At 55.3% G+C, this 20,099-nt stretch carries 11 protein-coding genes, 1 tRNA gene and 1 pseudogene; 5 read left to right on the top strand and 8 right to left on the bottom strand.

Annotated elements, in window-relative coordinates:
- Nucleotide 1: 1 nt before the first annotated feature.
- The gene (locus tag IGS16_RS03060) at nt 2–592 is read right to left on the bottom strand and encodes a Uma2 family endonuclease (protein ID WP_297083263.1); all 591 of its coding nucleotides are present in this window, start codon (nt 590–592) and stop codon (nt 2–4) included.
- 376 nt (nt 593–968) lie between these two features.
- On the opposite strand from IGS16_RS03060, the gene recN reads away from it, so the two are divergent.
- Both recN and IGS16_RS03050 read left to right on the top strand, forming a co-directional pair.
- Complete coding sequence (gene recN / locus IGS16_RS03055) at nt 969–2,810, top strand: DNA repair protein RecN (RefSeq protein WP_297083261.1); 1,842 nt, start codon at nt 969–971, stop codon at nt 2,808–2,810.
- A gap of 75 nt (nt 2,811–2,885) precedes the next feature.
- A complete protein-coding gene (locus IGS16_RS03050) occupies nt 2,886–3,386 on the top strand; it encodes a GNAT family N-acetyltransferase (RefSeq protein WP_297083259.1) in 501 nt (166 codons plus the stop codon).
- Between the two features lie 124 nt (nt 3,387–3,510).
- Here the strand turns inward: IGS16_RS03050 and infB are convergent, their stop codons facing one another.
- The 4 genes from infB to ileS all read right to left on the bottom strand — a co-directional run bounded on the left by infB (nt 3,511) and on the right by ileS (nt 10,596).
- A complete protein-coding gene (gene infB, locus IGS16_RS03045) occupies nt 3,511–6,624 on the bottom strand; it encodes a translation initiation factor IF-2 (RefSeq protein WP_297083257.1) in 3,114 nt (1,037 codons plus the stop codon).
- A 559-nt stretch (nt 6,625–7,183) separates the two neighbouring features.
- Entirely contained in the window at nt 7,184–7,474 is a 291-nt protein-coding gene (locus tag IGS16_RS03040) for a YlxR family protein (protein ID WP_084783000.1), read from the bottom strand.
- Nucleotides 7,475–7,490: 16 nt separating this feature from the next.
- Nucleotides 7,491–7,563 (bottom strand) — tRNA-Met (locus tag IGS16_RS03035).
- A 195-nt stretch (nt 7,564–7,758) separates the two neighbouring features.
- Complete coding sequence (ileS, locus tag IGS16_RS03030) at nt 7,759–10,596, bottom strand: isoleucine--tRNA ligase (protein WP_297083322.1); 2,838 nt, start codon at nt 10,594–10,596, stop codon at nt 7,759–7,761.
- Between the two features lie 616 nt (nt 10,597–11,212).
- On the opposite strand from ileS, the pseudogene IGS16_RS22270 reads away from it, so the two are divergent.
- From IGS16_RS22270 to IGS16_RS03020, 3 genes and pseudogenes are all read left to right on the top strand, one after another.
- Nucleotides 11,213–11,311: pseudogene (locus IGS16_RS22270) on the top strand (S8 family serine peptidase); the annotation flags it as partial.
- Nucleotides 11,312–12,416: 1,105 nt separating this feature from the next.
- Nucleotides 12,417–13,226, top strand: coding sequence for an HlyD family efflux transporter periplasmic adaptor subunit (locus tag IGS16_RS03025; protein WP_297083255.1), 810 nt, complete (start codon nt 12,417–12,419; stop codon nt 13,224–13,226).
- 53 nt (nt 13,227–13,279) lie between these two features.
- Complete coding sequence (locus IGS16_RS03020; RefSeq protein WP_297083253.1) at nt 13,280–15,445, top strand: glycosyltransferase; 2,166 nt, start codon at nt 13,280–13,282, stop codon at nt 15,443–15,445.
- Nucleotides 15,446–15,490: 45 nt separating this feature from the next.
- Here the strand turns inward: IGS16_RS03020 and IGS16_RS03015 are convergent, their stop codons facing one another.
- The 3 genes from IGS16_RS03015 to IGS16_RS03005 all read right to left on the bottom strand — a co-directional run bounded on the left by IGS16_RS03015 (nt 15,491) and on the right by IGS16_RS03005 (nt 19,760).
- Nucleotides 15,491–16,252, bottom strand: coding sequence for a class II aldolase/adducin family protein (locus IGS16_RS03015; protein ID WP_297083251.1), 762 nt, complete (start codon nt 16,250–16,252; stop codon nt 15,491–15,493).
- Nucleotides 16,253–16,565: 313 nt separating this feature from the next.
- Entirely contained in the window at nt 16,566–18,557 is a 1,992-nt protein-coding gene (locus tag IGS16_RS03010; protein ID WP_297083250.1) for a calcium-binding protein, read from the bottom strand.
- 216 nt (nt 18,558–18,773) lie between these two features.
- Nucleotides 18,774–19,760 (bottom strand): GntR family transcriptional regulator, encoded by a 987-nt coding sequence (locus IGS16_RS03005; protein ID WP_297083248.1) that lies wholly within the window; start codon nt 19,758–19,760, stop codon nt 18,774–18,776.
- Nucleotides 19,761–20,099: the final 339 nt, after the last annotated feature.

The following is a 20,099-nucleotide window of genomic DNA, read 5'->3' as shown; positions in this document are numbered from 1 at the left end:
ATTACTTCACCGCGCCTTTCCACAGCCAGCCCAATTGCAAAACCAGCCCTGGCAGGACGGGTTCACCGGACAGGCTAGTGGGCGCGTCTAGCACTTCTACGGGCTGGTCGGGTCGATAAATTTCGGCTTGCTGTTCCTCTGGATTCAGCATCCAGCCGAGCTTTGCGCCACAGGAAAGGTATTCCTGCATCTTGGCGCGAATGGTTTGGGGATTGTCGCTGGGGGAGAGGAGTTCCAGCACAAAGTCGGGGCAGATGGGCGGAAACTTGCGACGGAGATCGGCTGACAGGGCTTCCCAGCGAGCCTTTTCAACCCAGGCTACATCAGGAGAGCGATCGCCCCCACCCGGCAACCGAAAACAGGTAAACGAGTCGAACACAACGCCTAGATCTGTATTTTCATTCCAGATAACGAAGCGAGCAGTCAATTTTGCATTATCTTTTCCAGTTTCTCCGCCGGTGGGAGCCATAATGACGAGTTCTCCGTTGGGGGTGCGCTCAAACTTGATGTCGGGATTGTTGGCACAGAGCGCATCAAACTGAGCGTCAGTCAGCACAGTAATGGCACTCAGATCAATGGTGAAGTGGGTCATTGGACGGTGGCTCCTTGCGCTGGCGTTAACTCTAGAATAGGCTCTATGACAGGACTTGGAGGTCAAGGAGTAGAGTTCAGGGCTGAACGCTAGAAAATTTTGAGACCTTGAGACATGAAATTTTGAGACCTTGAGACTTTGAGATATGAAATTTTGAGACTATTTTTTGAGACTATTTATTTTTTGAGACTATTTACAGGCTCGAAGATGTCCCAAAGATCTTGATGCGCCATTTGCCTGCTATACACTGAAATGTGTGGCCGAGTAGTAATTCAAATGTTCTACTCTAAGATTCTAGCCCCTGATAGTTGAGCCATTAGAGTGATCCGTATTTTGATCTCCATATGTTGATCTAGGTGTTCTCTTTGCCCCTCCTATGTTAATTTCTCTCAACATTGAGAACTTTGCCCTGGTCGATCGCCTAGAGATTCGGTTTGGCGAGGGCTTGAACGTGCTGACGGGGGAAACGGGCGCGGGTAAATCGATTATTCTCGACGCGCTGGATGCGGCACTGGGCGGCAAGGTATCGGGGCGGGCGGTGCGAACGGGGGCGGATTCGGCGCGAATCGAGGCGACCTTTGCGATGGAGCCTGTGCTGCAAGACTGGCTGGCGGCGCAGGATCTTGAGCCGCTAGAGGATGAAACGCTAGTGTGTAGCCGCGAGATGACGCTGGGGCAGGGCAGCGTCCGCAGCCGTTCGCGGGTAAATGGGGTGGTGGTGAACAAGCAGCAGATGGAAGACCTGCGCGATCGCCTCGTGGAAATTACCGCCCAGGGGCAAACCGTGCAACTGGGGCAGCCCAGCCTCCAGCGCGATTGGCTCGATAGCTTTGGCGGCGCTGCCCTGATGCAGCAGCGAGAAGTCGTCGCAGCCGCCTATGCCGCCTTTCAGCAGGCGGCACAAGCGCTGGAAAAACGCCGTCAGATGGAGCAGCAGCGCCAGCAGCAGCTTGATTTGTTTGAATATCAGGCAAAGGAACTGGCGGCGGCAAATCTCAGCGATCCGCAAGAGTTGGAGCAGTTGGAGCAGGAGCGCCAGCGCCTCAGCCATACGGTGGAGCTACAGCAACAGAGCTATCAGGTGTATCAGGCGCTCTACCAGAACGACACGGGTGGGAATGCAGCGGCAGATCTGTTGGGCAAAGCGGAGAATTGGTTGACGGATATGGTGCGCTATGACCGAGATCTGGAGCCAGTGTTGGACATGGTGTCAGAAGCGCTGGCGCGGATACAGGAGGCGGGTCGGCAGATCAACACCTACGGTGAGGGACTAGAAACTGACCCGGAGCGCCTGGAAGCGGTCGAGCAGCGAATTATCCAGCTTAAGCAGATTTGCAAGAAGTATGGCCCGACCCTCGGCGAGGCGATCGCCTACGCGCAGCGGGTGCAGGCAGATGTGGACGCGCTCAGCGATGGCGGACAATCGCTAGAAGCGCTGGAAGCCCAGTATGCCCAGCGCCAGCAAGAACTCGCCGCTGCCTGTGCCCAGCTTACGGAACTGCGTCGCGCCGCCGCCCATACGCTGGAAGCTCGAATAATTGAGGAACTGAAGCCGCTGGCAATGGAAAAGGTGCAGTTTCAGGTGGAGATTACGCCGGTGAATCCAACAGCGGCCGGGGGCGATCGCATCACGTTTCTGTTTAGCCCCAACCCTGGCGAACCGCTGCAACCGCTGACGGCGATCGCCTCTGGTGGGGAAATGAGCCGCTTTTTGCTAGCGCTGAAGGTGTGCTTTTCGCAGGTCGATCCGATTGGCACGATGGTCTTTGACGAAATTGACGTGGGGGTGTCGGGGCGCGTGGCCCAGGCGATCGCCGATAAGCTACACCAGCTTGGCAGCCGTCATCAGGTGCTTTGCGTGACGCACCAGCCGCTCGTTGCCGCCATGGCCCATACCCACTTTCGGGTCGATAAGCAGGTGATTGACCCAGCCGCAGAATCCGCCAGCAAAAATGGCCGCAAGAAGGCCAAAGCGACCCCTGAGCCAGTAGATCCTGAGCGAGTAGATACGGATTTGGCGGAGGGATCTGAAGACGTGCGGACGGTGGTGCGCGTATCCCAACTGAGCAATGATCAGCGCCGCCATGAGCTGGCTCAGCTTGTGGGTGGGAATGAAGAGGCGATCGCCTTTGCCGATTCGCTGCTGACTCAGGCCGTATCCCGCCAGCAAGATTCTGGAACTAAAACTGTAGCCAAGCCCAGGCGAAATCGGAGTTAAGGGCTAGCAAGAAACGGAATCTTTAGCTACGCGCCGCCTTCAAGACTATTCAGTAGAAATCAATGTAAAACTGCTATGAGCAGCTCTATTCTCTTTCGAGAAATCCTTCCAGAAGACATCCAGGCTATTTTCGATGTGCGGATAGCGACTTGGCACAACGATCGAGGATGCGAAGAATTAACACAGTTGGGAATCACTCATGAGTCAGTGCGGGATCTGTTGAAAAATTCCCATCGAGGCTGGCTCTGTGAAATTGATTCCCGCATTATCGGATTTGCAATGGGTAACAAAAGCAAGGGAGAAATGTGGGTAATTGCTGTCCTCAAAGAATTTGAGGGAAAAGGAATTGGCAAACGGCTCCTCAGTTTGGTTGAGGAATGGCTATTTTCTGAGGGGTGGAAGGAGATATGGTTGACAACGGACCCGGACGAAAGCACTCGTGCAGTTGGGTTTTATCGCCATCTAGGATGGAAGGATTGGAAAATAGAGCCTGATGAAGGCAGATTTATGAAGAAAGTCGTAGAACAACCATATCAACTCAACGACGTTGAAATCAGATCCCCCAAGCCTCTTTAATAACCCAGGCACAGAACCCAGTGATAGAGCCTTCCAGGTTCATTAAGTAGGCTTTGGGGGATCAAAATGGAGGCCACAAGTGCTTGAAGCCTGTGGCTGTAGAGGTCGGCTACAGGTAGGCTGGCTACGCAGAGAGTGTCCGACGCTTGGTGATTAGGCGGTAGACCTCGATGATGTCACCTTCCTGCCAATCTTTGAAGTTATCTACGCCAATGCCGCATTCATAGCCTGCGCTGACTTCTTTTGCGTCTTCCTTCATCCGCTTCAGTGAGTCGAGGTTGCCCTCAAAGATCACTTCACCGCCACGACGCACCCGCAGCTTGCTGTTGCGGACGACCTTGCCTTCCTTGACATAGCAGCCTGCAACGGCTCCCTTGCCCACTGTAAATACAGCGCGAACCTCCACCTGACCCAGTGGTTCCTCCACCAGTTCGGGTTCCAGCAGACCCTCCATTGCACCCTGGATATCGTCCAGCAGGCTGTAGATGACCGTATAGTCGCGCACGTCTACGTCAGCTTGGTCGGCGGCCTGACGTGCCCCACTAGCAAAGGTTGTGTTGAACCCGATGATTACGGCGCTGCTGGCGGCTGCCAGGTCTACGTCGGTTTCAGTGATCTCGCCCGGAGCCGCCAACAGCACCCGCACCTGCACTTCTTTTTGGGGAAGCTGTTGCAGCGCTGCCAGAATAGCTTCGACCGAACCCTGCACGTCTGCCTTCAGGATCAGGTTCAGCTCTTTCAGGTCGCCCTCTTGGGCCTGGCTGGAAATCGTATTCAGGCTGACGCGACGAGACGACATGGCCTGCTGCAAGCGAGAGAGACGCTGCTGATCAGTGCGGTTGCTGGCGATCGCCCGTGCTTCTTTTTCATCCAAATACACGTCGAACTCATCGCCCGCAGCAGGCACGTCGCTCAAACCCAGCACCTCAACGGCAAAGGACGGCTTGCCCTCCTCGACCCGCTTGCCACGATCGTCCACCATTGCGCGGACTTTGCCAAAGACCGAGCCAGCCACCAGGATATCGCCAACACGCAGCGTACCGTTCTGAATGAGCAGCGTCGCCACTGGGCCTTTCGCCTTGTCCAAATGCGCCTCGATTACTGTACCCTTGGCAGGGCGATCGGGGTTGGCGTAGAGGTCTTCCACCTCAGACACCAACAGGATCATTTCCAGCAGGGTGTCCAGGTTCTCTCCCGTCAGAGCGCTAACGGGCACCATAATGGTGTCGCCGCCCCACTCTTCAGCCACCAGCCCATATTCAGTTAGCTCTTGCTTCACGCGATCGGGCTGGGCTTCTTCCTTGTCTATCTTATTAATGGCGACCACGATGGGAACTTCAGCCGCCTTGGCGTGGCTAATCGCCTCGATGGTTTGGGGACGCACCCCGTCGTCTGCCGCCACCACCAGAATCGCGATATCCGTGACCCGCGCACCCCGCGCCCGCATAGCGGTAAAGGCTTCGTGACCCGGCGTATCCAGGAACACGACCTGCTGCGTCTCGCCGTTATGCTCCACATCAACGTGATACGCGCCGATATGCTGCGTGATGCCCCCTGCCTCGCCCTGAGCCACCTTGGTCTTGCGGATTGAGTCGAGCAGAGTGGTTTTGCCGTGATCTACGTGGCCCATGATGGTTACCACGGGCGGACGGCGCTGGAGATTTTCTAAATCTCCTGCATCAAGCATTTCTGTGACTTTCTTCGCCTCTGCTTCGGGCGCTTCGGTATCCACCAAAATGCCCATCTCTTCCGCCACCATCGTCGCGGTGGGGATGTCGAGAACCTGGTTCACTGTGGTCATGATGCCCTTCATAAACAGGGCGCGGATGACTTCGGTTTCGGGAACAACCAGCATATCAGCGAGTTCTGCCACCGTCAGGCTGCCCGTGAGGGTAATGATTTCGGGGCGTTGGCGAGTTTCTTGCTGTTCACGGCGATCGCGCCGATTAAAGCGCTCGTTGCTAGAACCCCCGCGCCGCCGCTGCGTCGGTGCAGCCACCGCTACGGGCTTTGCTGGAGCTTTTTGGCTCTTGGGCTTGGGCGGGCGCATCAGCGAGATGCTGAGGGCAGTCGGGGCCGAATCATCTCCGTCGGCTCCATCCAGCACTTCATCCAGATCGATGTCTTCGTCGTCGTCCAACACATTGGGCGATCGCCGCTTGGACTTCACACCGGCCTTAGCCACCTTGTTGGGATTTTCCTCGTCTTCCTCCTCCCAATCCTTGCCGCGCTTTGCCACCTTAGTCGGTGGCGTGGGCTTGGGCTTGAGCGTGGGCGGCTCTGCCAAGATAGGCATACCGCCTGCGCTGCGGGTATCGGCTGCGCCAGACTCTTCGGATGCACCCGGAGCCGTCGGACGAACGGGCTTGCGACGTAGCTCCAGCACTGGCTTGGCGCGCAGTACAGGCGGTTCAGAAGTTTCTGTAATACCAATGCGGCGGGGGGCGGACTCACTGGCTTCCCCAGAGCGGGACTCTGGACGAGCGGCGGTGGGCGATCGCCGAAGCCCTTGGTCATCGCCTCCCACTCGCATTACCACCTGATCACTGCGATCGCTCGCCTTCTTCAGAACTGGGCGGCTCACGGAACTCACAGACTCTGTCCGCACAGGCTTAGAAGGCGGCCCCATCAAAGAGGGCTGCTCTTCGGGCAATGGTGCAGACTCAGCCACTTCAGGGCGCACAGGAGGCGGCTGGGGCGCTTCAACTGGAGGAGACTCTACTTCTTTGGGTGCTTCCGATTTGGGTGCTTTGGGTGCTTCCGAAACGGGAATCGCAGGCTTTTGAACAGCAGGAGGAGTGGCAATCGGCCGAGGCTCAACTGTCCTTGCCTCAGCAGGCTCTGCTGCTGGACGATCCGGACGCACCGGCGCAGATGAGGCGGGCTGCGGGGTCGGAGCAGGCTGAACTTCTGGCCGCTTAGGTGGCTCTACCGCAGGGCGATGGCGACGGACTTCAAGAATTTGTTGCTTTTTAACAGGCGGCTGCACGGCGCTCTGTTTTCGTTGAGGCATAGAAGAAGGCGTTGAGGTAGGCCGGTGAACAGGAGGGGTATGGGATGCAGAAGGGCTGTGGGCAAGCCGCTCGGCCGCTGAGCGGATACGGGCTGCCTCAGCTTCGGAAATAGTGCTGCTGTGGCTCTTGACCGGAATATTCAATTGTTCGCAAACGTCCAAAATCTCTCTATTATCCAGATTCAATTCCTTTGACAACTCGTAAATTCTCACCTTACCGTTCATCCACTCTCCCCTTCTTAGCCAACTGAGATTTTCACATAATGTTGCTTCGCTTTCCTAACGAGACGACGTGACAAGACGACGTTTACAATGCTCGACAGTTAAAGCCCAGACAAAAACAGCTTCAGGCTTGCTGCGTTGACTTTTGTTTCCAGTCCTTGTTCTAGCGCTAAGGCTTCGAGAATTCACTGCCCATCAGGTTGAGGTTCTACAAATGTCTCTTGCCGCATCTGCAAGAAAACCCCGAACTAGAGCAGAACACAAAACTAAAACAAAGCTCTCCTGGGTTGAAGGCACGCCCTTATCTGGCCGAGGCTGCCCAAAATGCTTAGTGGTTGAAGGCTCGTTCTCCCTTAAAGTCAACACAACGTAGAGTCTGGCACCTAAAGTCTGGCATCCAGCCGATTTGATCAGTGGTAAGTGTCTCCGTATCGGTCATTGAATCTCTGTGGCTGCTAACGGGCCCATATCTAACTTCAGTGTCTGACTTCAGTGTCTGACACTGAGATTGCGACAGACCCCCTTCCCTAGAGTAACAACTCTCAGAAAGTTCCTAGGACAATCACCGGGCTTGCCCCAGCGAGTCTGGCTTCTGAGTGGAGTCTACAGCAAGACGCTGCCGCAGCGTTTGATAAACGGCTTCAGGTACAGACACTTTTAATGACCTCCCTAGCCTATCTTTCCTTTGGGCTGCCTGCAAGCAGCTAGCAGTCGGGCACAGGTAAGCCGATCGACCCATCCCACAATCTAATTGTATCGTCTGAGACGGATATACCCGCACGATTCGCCAGAACTCTGTCTTGGGTGCAAGTCTTCGGCAACTGAGACAGCGACGATAGTTGGGCGGTGGCATGACCGTTTTCAGAAAATGGCTCAGGCGGGATTTGAACCTGCGACCTTGGGCTTATGAGTCCCCTGCTCTAACCACTGAGCTACTGAGCCAGCAAGGCTGCAACTGAACACCTCTGGAAATTCAGACTAAAGGTTTAGTCTTGCTTAACCCAAGTTGTCCTAAATTTTAGCCTTCATTAAGATAGCATACCCGACTGACAGATTAGGGCGATCGCCCGCTGGAAAATTTCTGCAATTTGCTCGGAACCCACAGCGAAACTGGGGCGATCGCCCGTCCTGCGCCGCCTAAAACTCTTCCTCTAGGGCGGGAATGCAGCGTTCGCAGAGCAGCGGATGCTCAGCAGACTCGCCAACGTGGGTGGAATAATTCCAGCAGCGATCGCACTTTTTGCCTTCGGCATCGACTACACCAATGCTCAATCCACCTGCTTCCGCGCTGTATTTCAGGTCTGCCAAAATGCCAGGAGTGTCGAGCAACTCGACCTGAGATGCCAGGAAAAGATAGCGCAACTCGTCTACGCCGTTGCCGCCGAGGCTGCTGGCGGGGTTGAGTGCCTCAAGCTGCTGTCGAAAGTCGGCATCGGCCACATAAAGCAGCACCTTAGCCTCAAGCGACGAGCCGATTGCTTTGTCGTTTCTCGCTTGCTCCAGCACCTTGTTGACTTCGGTTCTCAAATCGCGCAATTTTTCCCACTTCGCTGCCAGTTTGGGATTTTCCCAAGATGCTTCCAGCTTTACCCAGCCAGACTCAAAGACGGACAGGTAGGGGGTTTGGTAAGGCAGAAATTGCCAGATGTCTTCTGCCAGGTGAGACAGGACAGGGGCGATCGCCCGCGCCAGATTTTCGATTGCCACGGCCAGCACGGTCTGGCAACTGCGGCGGCGGGGCGCATCGGCAGCACTGATGTAGAGCCGATCCTTGGCAATATCGAGGTAAAAATTCGACAAGTCCACCACGCAGAAGTTCTGCACCGTCTGGAAAAAGCGGAAAAACTCGTAGGTCTTGAAGGCATCCGTGATGTCGGCAAACACTTCCGTCATTCGGTGCAGCATATAGCGGTCGAGTTCGGGAAGCTCGTCATAGGCCACGGCATGAGTCGCTGGGTCAAAGTCATGCAGGTTGCCCAACAGGAAGCGGGCGGTGTTGCGGATCTTGCGATACACGTCTGCCATCTGCTTCAGGATGTTTTTGCCCAGCGGCACATCCGAGGTATAGTCCACCGACGATACCCACAGCCGCAGCACATCCGCGCCATAGGCTGGCTCCTCCTTCTGGTTTTTGCCGCCTTCAATGACGATGGCCGGATCGACCACATTGCCCAGAGACTTGCTCATCTTGCGGCCCTGCTCGTCTAGCGCAAAGCCGTGGGTTAGCACAGTCTTATAGGGCGCATGACCATTTACAGCCACGCTAGTCAGCAGACTCGACTGAAACCAGCCCCGGTGCTGGTCTGAGCCTTCCAGGTACATTTCTACGGGATAGTGCAAACCCTCGCGCTGCTGGGCGACGGCTGCCCAGGAAGATCCAGAGTCGAACCATACGTCCATTGTGTCGAAGCCCTTGCGGTAGCTGCGCCCATTGCTACGGTAGGGTTCCGGCAGCAACTCCTCGACCGACATCTCCCACCAGGCATCGGAACCGCGTTCAGCAAAGATTTTCTGCACATGGCTGATGGTGTCGGCATTCAGCAGCGGCTCGTTGGTTTCCTCGTCATAGAAAACGGGGATTGGCACGCCCCAACTGCGCTGGCGCGAGATACACCAGTCCGAGCGATCGCCCACCATCGCCGTAATCCGGTTTTCGCCCTGCGCGGGAATCCACTCCACTTCTTTGATAGCCCGCAGCGCCTCTTCGCGGAAGCCCTCGACCGATGCAAACCACTGCTCCGTCGCCCGGAAGATCGTCGGCTTCTTGGTGCGCCAATCGTAGGGATAGCGATGTCCGTAATCCTCTTCCTTCAGCAGGGCCCCAGCCTCTCGCAGCGCCTTGATCACGGCGGCATTGGCATCGCCCAGCACGTTCAGTCCGGCAAAGGGTCCCGCCTCCGACGTAAAGTTGCCCTCATCGTCTACAGGCGACAGCACAGGCAGTCCGTAGCGCTGCCCCACAATAAAGTCATCCTGACCATGCCCCGGAGCCGTATGCACCAGCCCCGTGCCAGATTCCGTGGTGACGTAATCGCCACCGATGACAATCGGACTCTCCCGATCAAACAGCGGATGGCGATAGGTGGAAAACTCCAGCGCCTTGCCCGAAATTTCTGCCTGCACGCTCAGCGGCGTGTCTAGCACTTGCGTCAGTCGCTCCACCAGATCCTTGGCCACGATGAGGTGTGCAAAGGGGGTTCCCAGTTCATCCTTGAGCTTGCCGCCCTCATCTTTGACGATGACGTAGGTTAGTTCCGGGTTAACGGCTACTGCCAGGTTTGCAGGAATTGTCCAGGGCGTGGTCGTCCACACCGCAACACCCAGGTCGCCCAAATAAGGTTGCAGTGCCGTTGCCCCATCGCCCAAGCTGATCACCGGAAAGGCGGCGTAGATGCTGCGGGAAACGTGACCTTCGGGATATTCCAACTCGGCTTCGGCCAGCGCAGTGCGGGAACTGGGACTCCAGTGGACAGGCTTGAAGCCGCGATAGATATAACCTTTTAGCACCATCTGCCCAAACACGCCGATCTGCGCGGCTTCGTAGTCGGGGGTGAGGGTTAGGTAGGGACGCTCCCAGTCGCCCCACACGCCGTAGCGCATGAAGCTGGCGCACTGCTGCTGCTGCTGTTCGAGGGCCCAGGCTTTGGCGCGGCGACGCAGTTCAATCGGGGTCAAATTGCGCCGCTCTTCGGGTTGCATCGCTTGCAGGACTTTTACCTCAATGGGCAGCCCGTGACAGTCCCAGCCAGGGACGTAGCGCACCTTTCGCCCGTTCAGGAGTTGGAACTTGTTAATCGTGTCTTTCAAAATCTTGTTCATGGCGTGCCCGATATGCAGCGCTCCGTTGGCGTAGGGTGGGCCATCGTGCAGCACAAAGGGTTCGCCGGGGTTGGATTGCGACAGCTTTTCGTAAATTCGGTTGTCAGCCCAAAATTTTTGAATTTCTGGCTCACGCTTGGTGGCGTTGGCCCGCATGTCGAATTGGGTTTTGGGCAGGCTGACCGTATCTTTGTAGCTTCCAGGTTCTGTCGCTGTCACGGCGGTTGCAGGGTGAAAAGAACTGTGGTTTATCGAAACTATTATCAACCAGGGTTGAGCAACTGGGGGGCATTTTTGTAAATCTCCCCCGGTTGGGTAACGGGTGATCGAGCGCCTCTCAGTAAATTCCACAGGATTGGGCTATCTTACAAGGCATATCTTTCAGGTCTGCATCTGCGATCGCCCCTATGGACAACCTCTTCCCAAACTCTTCGCTGCTGGGATAGCACCCGTTAGGGGCTAATTTTGCCAGGGGAACAGCATTTTCTTCGGGGGTCGCTTCAGGGCGATCGCCCTTGTCTCAAGTTGTCCTAGCATCGTCGGATTCAGTTCCGATTGGCATCGGGTGTCGTCAAATCTGGCGAGATCGGTTCTGGGATTATTTAGTCCCGACTTGGGTCTGTTAAGGCGATCGCAACTGATATCAGTCCCCTGCACAGCCCCCAAAGCCCAGTAACACAATGCGGGAACATAATGCGGGGTCGCCTCAGCCCGCAAGATTGGCGAAATCCGCTGTGGGGCGGTCGCTTTACCGATGAGTTGGCGGACGAATTATGGCTGTAAGTCGGGCACGTCGATAGCGGCTCCCTACGTAACAGGTGTCGTCGCGCTGATGCCAAGCGCTAATCCCAGCCTGACTCCGGCAGCAGTTGGCAGCAATTCTGGTAGCAACGGCTGATGCAGAAGGCATTGATGTCATCTGGCATCAGCAGGCGCTCAATCGAGTGTAATTTAGCCTAGGCGCAGCGAATTTGTTATATCTATTGCTTCATTTGCAATCCCTTGACATCAGGACGTTTGTACAAAATTTCACTTAGATTTGAGGCAAGACTCGAATTTGGTAAATGGTTTGTAGAGTCTTGGGGCGATCGCCGACATTCCTGACATATTTTATTAATCTTCAAAATGGAGAAGGGAGTACTCAAGCGCTTCTTGGCGGCATAGAACAAGCTTCGACAGATTCAGCGTTCCTGGAAGTATGCAAAGGTCGAGAAATTGTGAGGATTATCAAATCTTAAAAGCCTAAATCAAAGTCTTGATTGAATTTGGGTCGGACTTGGTTCGGAAGACTTCTTTGTGCTTAATTGAGCCTATTTCGTGCTAGCGGTTATTCGGCTGCCATAGAGTTTCAAGGTTGCTTGCTTCGCCAGTTGACCACTTTGAAAGCTCACTCTTAATGGCGATACATCTCAAATTTGAGATTTGAGTCTTGAATTGAATCTTATAGCCGTCCAGCACATATGGTAAAGCCTATGGATTTGGAACCGTCAGGATCGATTTCTGATACGAACTCAGTCCAGGATTTGCAAAATTTTTCGCAATCTCAAAAGCAGGGTTGGAAGAGGCTAAAGCGATTAGGGACGGGCATGTTTTTTGTTGTAATTGGAGGAGGAGCGATCGCACTTGGCGCAAATTCTTTTCTATATCGCTGGCAGCATCTTGTGGTAGAACATGGCGTGCTAAATGGTCGGCGTATTGCTATACAAGCCCCGGCTGACGGCAGCCTCGCCAGTGTTTATGCAGGCCCTGGTGTTCCGGTAAAGCAAGAACAGATTCTTGCCACTGTTCAAAACACATTGAAAGAAGAGCAAGAAGATCTTCAGGCTCTTTTGCAAATCGAAACAGAAATTACTAACACACTGTCAAAATTAGCCTCAGCGAGGCAATCTTTGGGCTTTCTACAACAACAGCTTCGGCAGCTAGAAGTCCAAAGCGCTGCTGTTCAATCAGTCGATTTAACCCTGCAATCTAAGCTTGTGGCGGAGCGGCAAGCAGCAGTTGATGCAGCGATCGCCAGAGCCAACGCTGCTCAGGTCGAAGTCAGTCGATACCAAAGATTGGCAGAGCAGGGCGTGGTGGCTCAGCAGTTGGTCGATCAGTCTAGGCTGACGGCTGCTTCGACGGCTGCTGAAGTTCGCCAAGCCCGCGCTGCACTGGATGCTGCCCAAGCTAGTTTTCGGGCAGCGGCCCGAGGCGTGACTCAGCAGACACCAACGGTCAACCTGCTGGATCAACGAACTCGTCTCTCGCAATCGATTCAGGCTCAGGCGGCTGTAGTGAGTACGCTAGAAACTCAGCTTTCCACCCTGAAACAACAGCGGCAGCAGACCCGAGGAACTCGTGAGGTGCTACGGGAGGTACCCATCAGCGCCCCGTTTTCGGGTGTGGTCTACCGCATCTATCGAGAGCGGGGGGAGCAGGTGAATCGCGGGCAGTCGGTGTTTAGCCTGCTGGATTGTCAAAGCCTTTGGGTTGAGGTGGTGGTAAGTGCGGTGGATGCCGCCAGTATCAATGTGCAGGAACCCGTGTTAGTTCACTTGGCGGGCAGCACGAAACCCATTCAAGGGCAGATCGAGCTGGTGCAGCCGCTCAACCCGGCGCAATTAGCCAGCATAATGGAGGACTCCCAAGTGAGGGCGATCGCCCCTGTCATTCCGCCCGTGCTGACGGGGCAAGCAGTTCAGCGGATTGAGGTTCGCATTCCGCCACCGCCGCAACATGATAACCCTGAGCAGTTTTGTGGGGTGGGGCAGACCATACGCCTCAGTTTTCGCAAGCAGCGCTAGTCCTAACGCTACGCTTCCCTGGCTTCCGTCGTTGGTTTCTTCAGTTAAGACCTATGATTGCCCTTGCGAATGCGCGTCGCCATCCTGGAACCATTTACCCCTGGCTTCATCTGGCCCTTTTGATAGGTTTAAGTGTTGCTGCTGGCTGGAGTTTGCTCTGGGGGCGAGCCGAGCACATAAACCTGGCCCAAGTCTCAGAGATTTTTGTGCTGGGGACAATTGGGATTTGGCGCTGGTCTTGGTTTATTTTGCAAACGTTGCGATCGCGCTTTTATGAGCATGTTCTGTTTCCGCGTATGCGACGCAGGGCCAATGCTATCCCGATTGAGCAACTGCCGCCAATGTGTTTTCTAGTGCCGACCTATCAAGAGAAGGGTTGGATTAGTGAGCGTGTGTTTCGGGCGATCGCCCAGGAAGCGCAAACACTTGCCCAGCCTGTGACCCTCCTCATCACCAGTAGCAGCGAAGCAGAAAACCAGGAAATTCGTGCGGTTTTAGAAACAGTCGATCCAGGATTGCAGCATATTCACCTGATTCAACTGGTGCAAACGGGCGAAGGCAAACGAAAGGCGATGGCCGATGGATTGCGCGTATTGGCTCAGCTAGACCTGCCGCCCGACACCATTGTGGCGCTGATGGATGGCGATTCAGAGCTAACGCCCGGTACGTTGACCCGCTGTCTGCCCTTTTTTCGGCTCTATCCCAAGCTAGGAGCCTTGACAACAGATGAGCTGCCAGATGTACATGGTTCTTTCTGGTTTTCCGAATGGTTCCATCTACGGATGGCGCAGCGCCATCATCATATGTGTGCGGTTGCGCCGAGCCACAAGGTGACCTGTCTCACTGGGCGATTTTCTCTGTTTCAGTCTGCTGCTGCCTTTCATCTTGGCTTCATTCACCAACTGGAAAACGACACGCTAGAGGACTGGCTGTGGGGCAAGTTTAAGTTTCTCTCTGGGGATGACAAAAGCACTTGGTACTGGCTGCTCAAGCATCGCTACGATATGCTGTACGTTCCTGATGTCATTGTTTACTCTATTGAAACTATCTCTGGCTCACTCTGGCAGCGGGCTTATCAGAACATGCGGCGCTGGTATGGCAATATGCTCCGCAACAGTGGACGGGCGATCGCCCTTGGGCCACAAAAAACAAGCTGGTTTGTCTGGTTTGTGCTAATTGACCAAAAGATCAGCATTTGGACACCGCTGCTGACCCCTGCTTTTTTGCTCCTCTGCATGAGCCAAGGGCGCTGGCTGGCAGCGGCGATGATTCTCAGTTGGCTCCTGCTGACTCGCCCGCTCGTGCTGATGCTTTACTTTATCCATTTCAGGCAGCGAGCATCTCATCTCAAGCTGCTGCATTTGCCTCTGCTGCTCATCTCCCAATGGTCGGCTTGCCTGGTAAAAATTTGGACACAGACGAATCTGGCTCAGCAGCGCTGGAGTAATCGGGGAAATCAGCAGATTTCGGCGGAGGGGAAGGGGATAGTGCGGATCGTGAAACTGGGAACGGCTCGCTTTCTCTACCTGGCTGGAATCACCAGCTTGGTTGTGGTGCTTTACGCATTGACAGGCGATATCCATCCCTGGAATGACATGGTGCAATCCCTCTGGCAGCGACAGTTAACGGGGGTTCCAGAGCCAGTCATGGTTGTGGAGGCGATCGCCCACGGAGTCGTTCCGAACGATGGTGCAGACGACGCGGCTGCGCTGATGCGCCTAATCCAAAAGCTGCCGGTAGAGGGCTATGTCCGCGTCGTTTTGCCGCCGGGAGAACTGGATTTATGGCAGCCTATAGAAATTAGCCGCAGCCAGACTATCCTCCGAGGCGCTGGCATCGACCGCACCATCCTGCTGGCGCACCTGCCGCCCAAACCTGGTATGGCGCTGATTCAGCTTCGTCCACCCCTGCCAGACGAAGAGCATGGGGTGAATATGGAGGGCGATCGCGCTCATTTCGGAATGCTACGCTCGGTCGAACTGTCGAGGCTAACGCTGCGTCAGCAATCCCAGCCCAATTCGTCCAATTCCTCTATTCGCGGCATATCACTGTACCAAGCAGAAAATATCAGGCTACACCATCTCCGCTTTGAGCAGAGTATTCAAACGGCGATCGCCCAGGAGTTGAGCCGTCAGGTCAAAATCGAATACGTAGCCATAGAGGCTCCTCAAACACCTCATTATTCCGTCTTCTTGCAAGCTGTGCCGCCCAATCGCTAGAGTCACCGCCAATTTGTCGCCGCCAATTTTATGTTCATCTCCTAGCTACTCCAGCAAATCTGGCTCTTCCCGCACAATTTTGTCGTAGAGCGACTGAAAACAAAACCAGCCCATAAAATGGGTTCCGACTTGGCTGTAGGTGAGGCTAGCGACTTCGTGGGGAATGGCGATGGGTTTGCCGACGGCTTCGGCCATCAGTTGCGCCTGACAGGTGCGATCCATCGTGATGAACCACCAGGCCGCCTCATCGACCGAGTGCCCAACGGTCAGCAGGCCGTGGTTGCGGAGAATCACCGCTTTGCGATCGCCCAACACGCGCCCAATCCGCTGCCCTTCTGATAAGTTCAGCACCACGCCCGTATAGTCGTCAAATAGGGCATGGTCGTCATAAAACGAGCAGGCATCCTGCGTCAGCGGGTCGAGCAGGCGGCCGAGAGAGGCCCAGGCCTTGCCATAGAGCGAATGGGCATGGGCAGCCGCCACCACATCAGGACGCGCCTGATGAATCTGCGAATGAATCGCAAAGGCCGCAGCATTGACAGGGCGGCTTCCCTGCACCACCTCGCCCTTGTGGTTCACCAGCAGCAGATCCGACACGCGAATGTGTCCGAAATACATCCCAAACGGATTGACCCAAAAGTGATCGAGATGCTCCGGATCGCGGGCGGTAATATGTCCTGCCACGCCCTCATCAAAGCCGTAGCGGGCAAACAGGCGAAAGGCGGCAGCAAGGCGCTGCTTGCGGTGTAGGCGTTCGTCCTCAACGCGCTCGAATATAGGCGGCTGGGGCAGGTTGGGTTGGATCATGGTCAGGCATTTGAATTCAGAATTTCCCTTCCCAGTATGCCTAAAGGTCAGGATACGTGACCCTTTGCTATCAATTGGGCTTGGGAAACACCTAAAACCACGCCTAAAACCACGCTGTAAAACGCTGTAAATAGCTGCTGTAAAAGCTATAGCGGTCATCACTAGCGGTCATCACAAGCGGTCGTCACAATGAATAAAACGAGCCTGTGGCACGGTTCTCCCTAACCACAAGCTCGCTACTGTGTTCTATTGCCTAAACTGCCTAAACTGCTGTGCCCCCCGCCATCGCAGCTTAGGTCGTTACATCAAACACTCACACCACCACGAAATCGCGTCCTAGCAGCACATTGGTCGTATCGCGTACTACCGCAATCAGATCGTTGCCGCGATAAACCAGCGTGTCTAGAGCCGCCCCTCCTTCCAGGCTGCGGGTCTTGTCCAGTCGATACTGGCTCAGGGCACCCTTGACCTGGAACTTGTCCAACTGGAAGGCGCTGAAGTCGGTGATGCTGGCGTAGGAGTTGCCCACCGTGTTCAGGTAATAGGAACCCGCGCTATTGCCCAGTTCAAACGTGTCTGCCCCCACGCCACCGGTCATGATATCCCGTTCACCCGCATTGTTAGCCGTCGTGCCGCCGCGCAGCCGGTCGTTGCCGTCGCCGCCCAGCAGCGTATCCGACCCAGATCCGCCTACCAGGGTATCGTTGCCGCCCAGACCGCTCAGCACGTTGTTACCGCTGTTGCCGTTGATCACGTTGTCTCGGAAATTGCCTGTGCCATTGATGTTGGCAGCACCACTCAGGTTCAGGTTCTCAAGGTTGGCAGAGAGCGTGTGGCTAACGGAGGCAATCACCAGGTCGATGCCGCCTGCCACCTCAGCCGCTACGTCACCTGCTGAGTCCACGATATAGGTGTCGTCGCCAAAGCCGCCGTTCATAGTGTCATTCCCCAGACCACCACTCAGGAAGTCGTTACCATCCCCACCGTTGAGGGTGTCGTTGCCCGCCAGACCAAACAGGAAGTTGTTGCCTGCGTTGCCGTTGATCACGTTGTTCAAATCATTGCCTGTGCCGTTGATGTTGGTGGTGCCCAGCAGCGTCAGGTTCTCGACGTTGGCAGAGAGGGTATGGCTGACGAAGGAGCGGACTTCATCAATCCCTTGTCCGACCAGTTCAACCACCACATCCGAGGCAGAATCGACAATGTAGGTGTCGTTACCAGTACCGCCGTTCATGGTGTCGATGCCCACGCCACCATCGAGATAGTCGTTGCCTGCGCCGCCGTTGATAGTGTCGTTGCCCGCCAGACCAAACAGGAAGTTGTTTCCTGCATTGCCGTTGATGATGTTATTCAGCGTGTTGCCTGTGCCGTTGATGTTGGCAGTGCCCAGCAGCGTCAGGTTCTCGACGTTGGCAGATAGGGTATGGCTGACGGAAGCGCGAACTTCATCAATGCCCTGTCCGGCGAGTTCAACCACCACATCCGAGGCAGAATCGACGATGTAGGTGTCGTTACCAGCACCGCCGCGCAGGGTGTCGATGCCCGCGCCGCCATCGAGATAGTCGTTGCCAGCGCCGCCGTTGATGGTGTCGTTGCCTGCCAGACCAAACAGGAAGTTGTTTCCTGCGTTGCCGTTGATGACGTTATCTTTGGCGTTGCCTGTGCCGTTGATATTGGCAACACCACTCAGGTTTAGGTTTTCCAGGTTGAGGGAGAGCGTATGGCTGACGGAGGCAATCACTAGGTCGATACCGCCCGCCACTTCACCCGCCACGTCGCCTGCCGAGTCTACGATGTAGGTGTCATCTCCAAAACCACCATTCATCGTGTCATTCCCTGTGCCGCCATCGAGGTAGTCATTCCCATCGCCGCCGTTGAGTGTGTCGTTGCCTGCTAGGCCAAACAGGAAGTTGTTGCCGCTGTTGCCGTTGATGACGTTGTTCAGGGCGTTGCCTGTGCCGTTGATGTTAGCAGTGCCCAGCAGCGTCAGGTTTTCGACGTTTAGGGGGAGGGTGTAGCTAATCGAGGAGCGGACTTCATCAATGCCTTGTCCGGCCAGTTCAATCACAACGTCGCCGGGTGAATCGACGATGTAGGTATCATTTCCAACACCGCCGCGCATGGTGTCGCTGCCTGTGCCGCCGTCGAGGAGATCGTTGCCTGCAAGACCTTCTAGGATATCGTTGCCTGCTAATCCAAAGATGGAATCGTTAAGTAAGGTGCCGACTAAACGCCGTCTGAAAATTAGAGGAATCCCGTTGACGGTGTCGTTGTCATTGAATTGAGAGCCAATGATAGTGGCCATAGTGAAATTCTCCTTTTGAGGACGCAATATCCGAGCGTCTTTGGTATGGGAGGTTTGGCTGTGGGGTGAAGCCCCCTGTTTAACCTCTGAGGAGTTATCGGAGTGGGTGCGGGGAATTACGCAGGTTGTGCGAATTTTTACAAAAAGAAATCCCTCGCTTGAGTGAAACGAGGGATGAGTGATTCAGATTAAGTATTGAGAGGCAAGGTGTTCGAGCTATTCCAGCCCTAGTTCTCGCTTGAGCAAGCTGATGGATTTTTCACCGATGTAGTTCTCACAGCATTCGATCTTGGGTGGGCGAATGATGTGGTCGCGGGAAAGCTGGATGGCGGCTTTGACGCTGGGCAGGCTGGCCTGGTCGCAGATGATGACTTGGGCGCTGCGAACCATTGCGCCCAGCTTGTAGGCATCGTCTGCTTTGGCGGTCATGATTAGCAGTTCCTCACCCCGCAAGCTGTGAATGATGACTTCGGCTGCCCGCAAAATGCCGGAACTGAGGCTGACAAAGCCGATGCAGGTGTCTTTGGGCAGCCCCTTCATCAGCTTCAGCTCTTTGCCATAGTCGTAGATATCGACGGGGATGACGCGGACAGATTTGGGAGAGGCGATCGCCTCTGCTTCGCCAATGAAATAGCGACTGGTGACCACTGTGCCGCCCCGCGCCTGATCCAGCACACTTGCCAACTCCTCCATCGGCACCAGCTGGACGGGAATTTGCAACGCCTGCTGAAGCTCGCGCACCATCAGTTCCCCCGCGCCGATGTCGTAGCCCGGAGCCGTGACCAGCACCCGCGCACTGCACCGCAGCCGCCAGTCGATTTCTGCCAAAAATAGCTCCCGTGCCTGACTGAGGGAACAGCCCTGGTTTAGCAGGTCGTCTAGGCTTTTTTGCACCAGCTTGTAGGCCTGGGGATGTTTGGCCAGCACGGGCGATTGGTTGCCTTTGGTGTGGCCTTCGTCGCCTTGAGATTTGACAAAGATGCCCGCACCCGCCTTGGCATCTACAATGCCGTCGTCCTCCAGCATCCGGTAGACCTTGCTGATGGTGTTGCGGTGTAGCCCGGTTTGCATGGCCAGAGCGCGGGTGCTGGGGAGCCGCTGTCCGGGGGGAAACTGGCGGGAGGCGATCGCAAAGCGGATCTGGTTGTAAAGCTGGGTAGAGGCGGGGATTTCGCCGTCGGGCTGGATATGAAACTCGACCATAACCATCTCCAGGGGAGTATTGAGAAGCTTGAGACAGAGGCAGGGGCGATCGCCGCCAAGCCGTGAACTTGAACACGCTCAGAACTTTAGCAAGGCAGGCTGAGAAAACAGGCTGAAAAAACAGACCGAGAAAACAGGCTCAGGAAGTCGTTTCAGGGTCACCCCTGCTGAAAATGCTATTAAGACCTGTCTGATCCACACTACGAAAAGTGTCTACACGCTGAATGTGACAGTTTCCAGAATACACAGCCTGAGAAAGTTTGAACCTTTTGCCAAATATTTTTTGAGCAAGCCGCTGTGAGAAGCCATCCCAAGAAACGCGCCCTATAGCCCTTGCAG

The organism is Thermoleptolyngbya sp. C42_A2020_037, assembly GCF_015272455.1.
Classification (GTDB): Bacteria; Cyanobacteriota; Cyanobacteriia; order Elainellales; family Elainellaceae; genus Thermoleptolyngbya.
Note: the sequence above shows the minus strand (reverse complement) of the source record. Positions and strands in the feature narration are given on the sequence as shown.

Bases quoted from the DNA above. Each gene is read 5' to 3' on its own strand.
- infB (WP_297083257.1), bottom strand. From the start codon at position 6,624: ATGAACGGTAAGGTGAGAATTTACGAGTTGTCAAAGGAATTGAATCTG.
- IGS16_RS03020 (WP_297083253.1), top strand. From the start codon at position 13,280: ATGATTGCCCTTGCGAATGCGCGTCGCCATCCTGGAACCATTTACCCC.
- IGS16_RS03050 (WP_297083259.1), top strand. From the start codon at position 2,886: ATGAGCAGCTCTATTCTCTTTCGAGAAATCCTTCCAGAAGACATCCAG.
- ileS (WP_297083322.1), bottom strand. From the start codon at position 10,596: ATGCGGGCCAACGCCACCAAGCGTGAGCCAGAAATTCAAAAATTTTGG.
- IGS16_RS03060 (WP_297083263.1), bottom strand. From the start codon at position 592: ATGACCCACTTCACCATTGATCTGAGTGCCATTACTGTGCTGACTGAC.
- IGS16_RS03010 (WP_297083250.1), bottom strand. From the start codon at position 18,557: ATGGCCACTATCATTGGCTCTCAATTCAATGACAACGACACCGTCAAC.
- recN (WP_297083261.1), top strand. From the start codon at position 969: ATGTTAATTTCTCTCAACATTGAGAACTTTGCCCTGGTCGATCGCCTA.
- IGS16_RS03040 (WP_084783000.1), bottom strand. From the start codon at position 7,474: ATGCCACCGCCCAACTATCGTCGCTGTCTCAGTTGCCGAAGACTTGCA.
- IGS16_RS03015 (WP_297083251.1), bottom strand. From the start codon at position 16,252: ATGATCCAACCCAACCTGCCCCAGCCGCCTATATTCGAGCGCGTTGAG.
- IGS16_RS03005 (WP_297083248.1), bottom strand. From the start codon at position 19,760: ATGGTCGAGTTTCATATCCAGCCCGACGGCGAAATCCCCGCCTCTACC.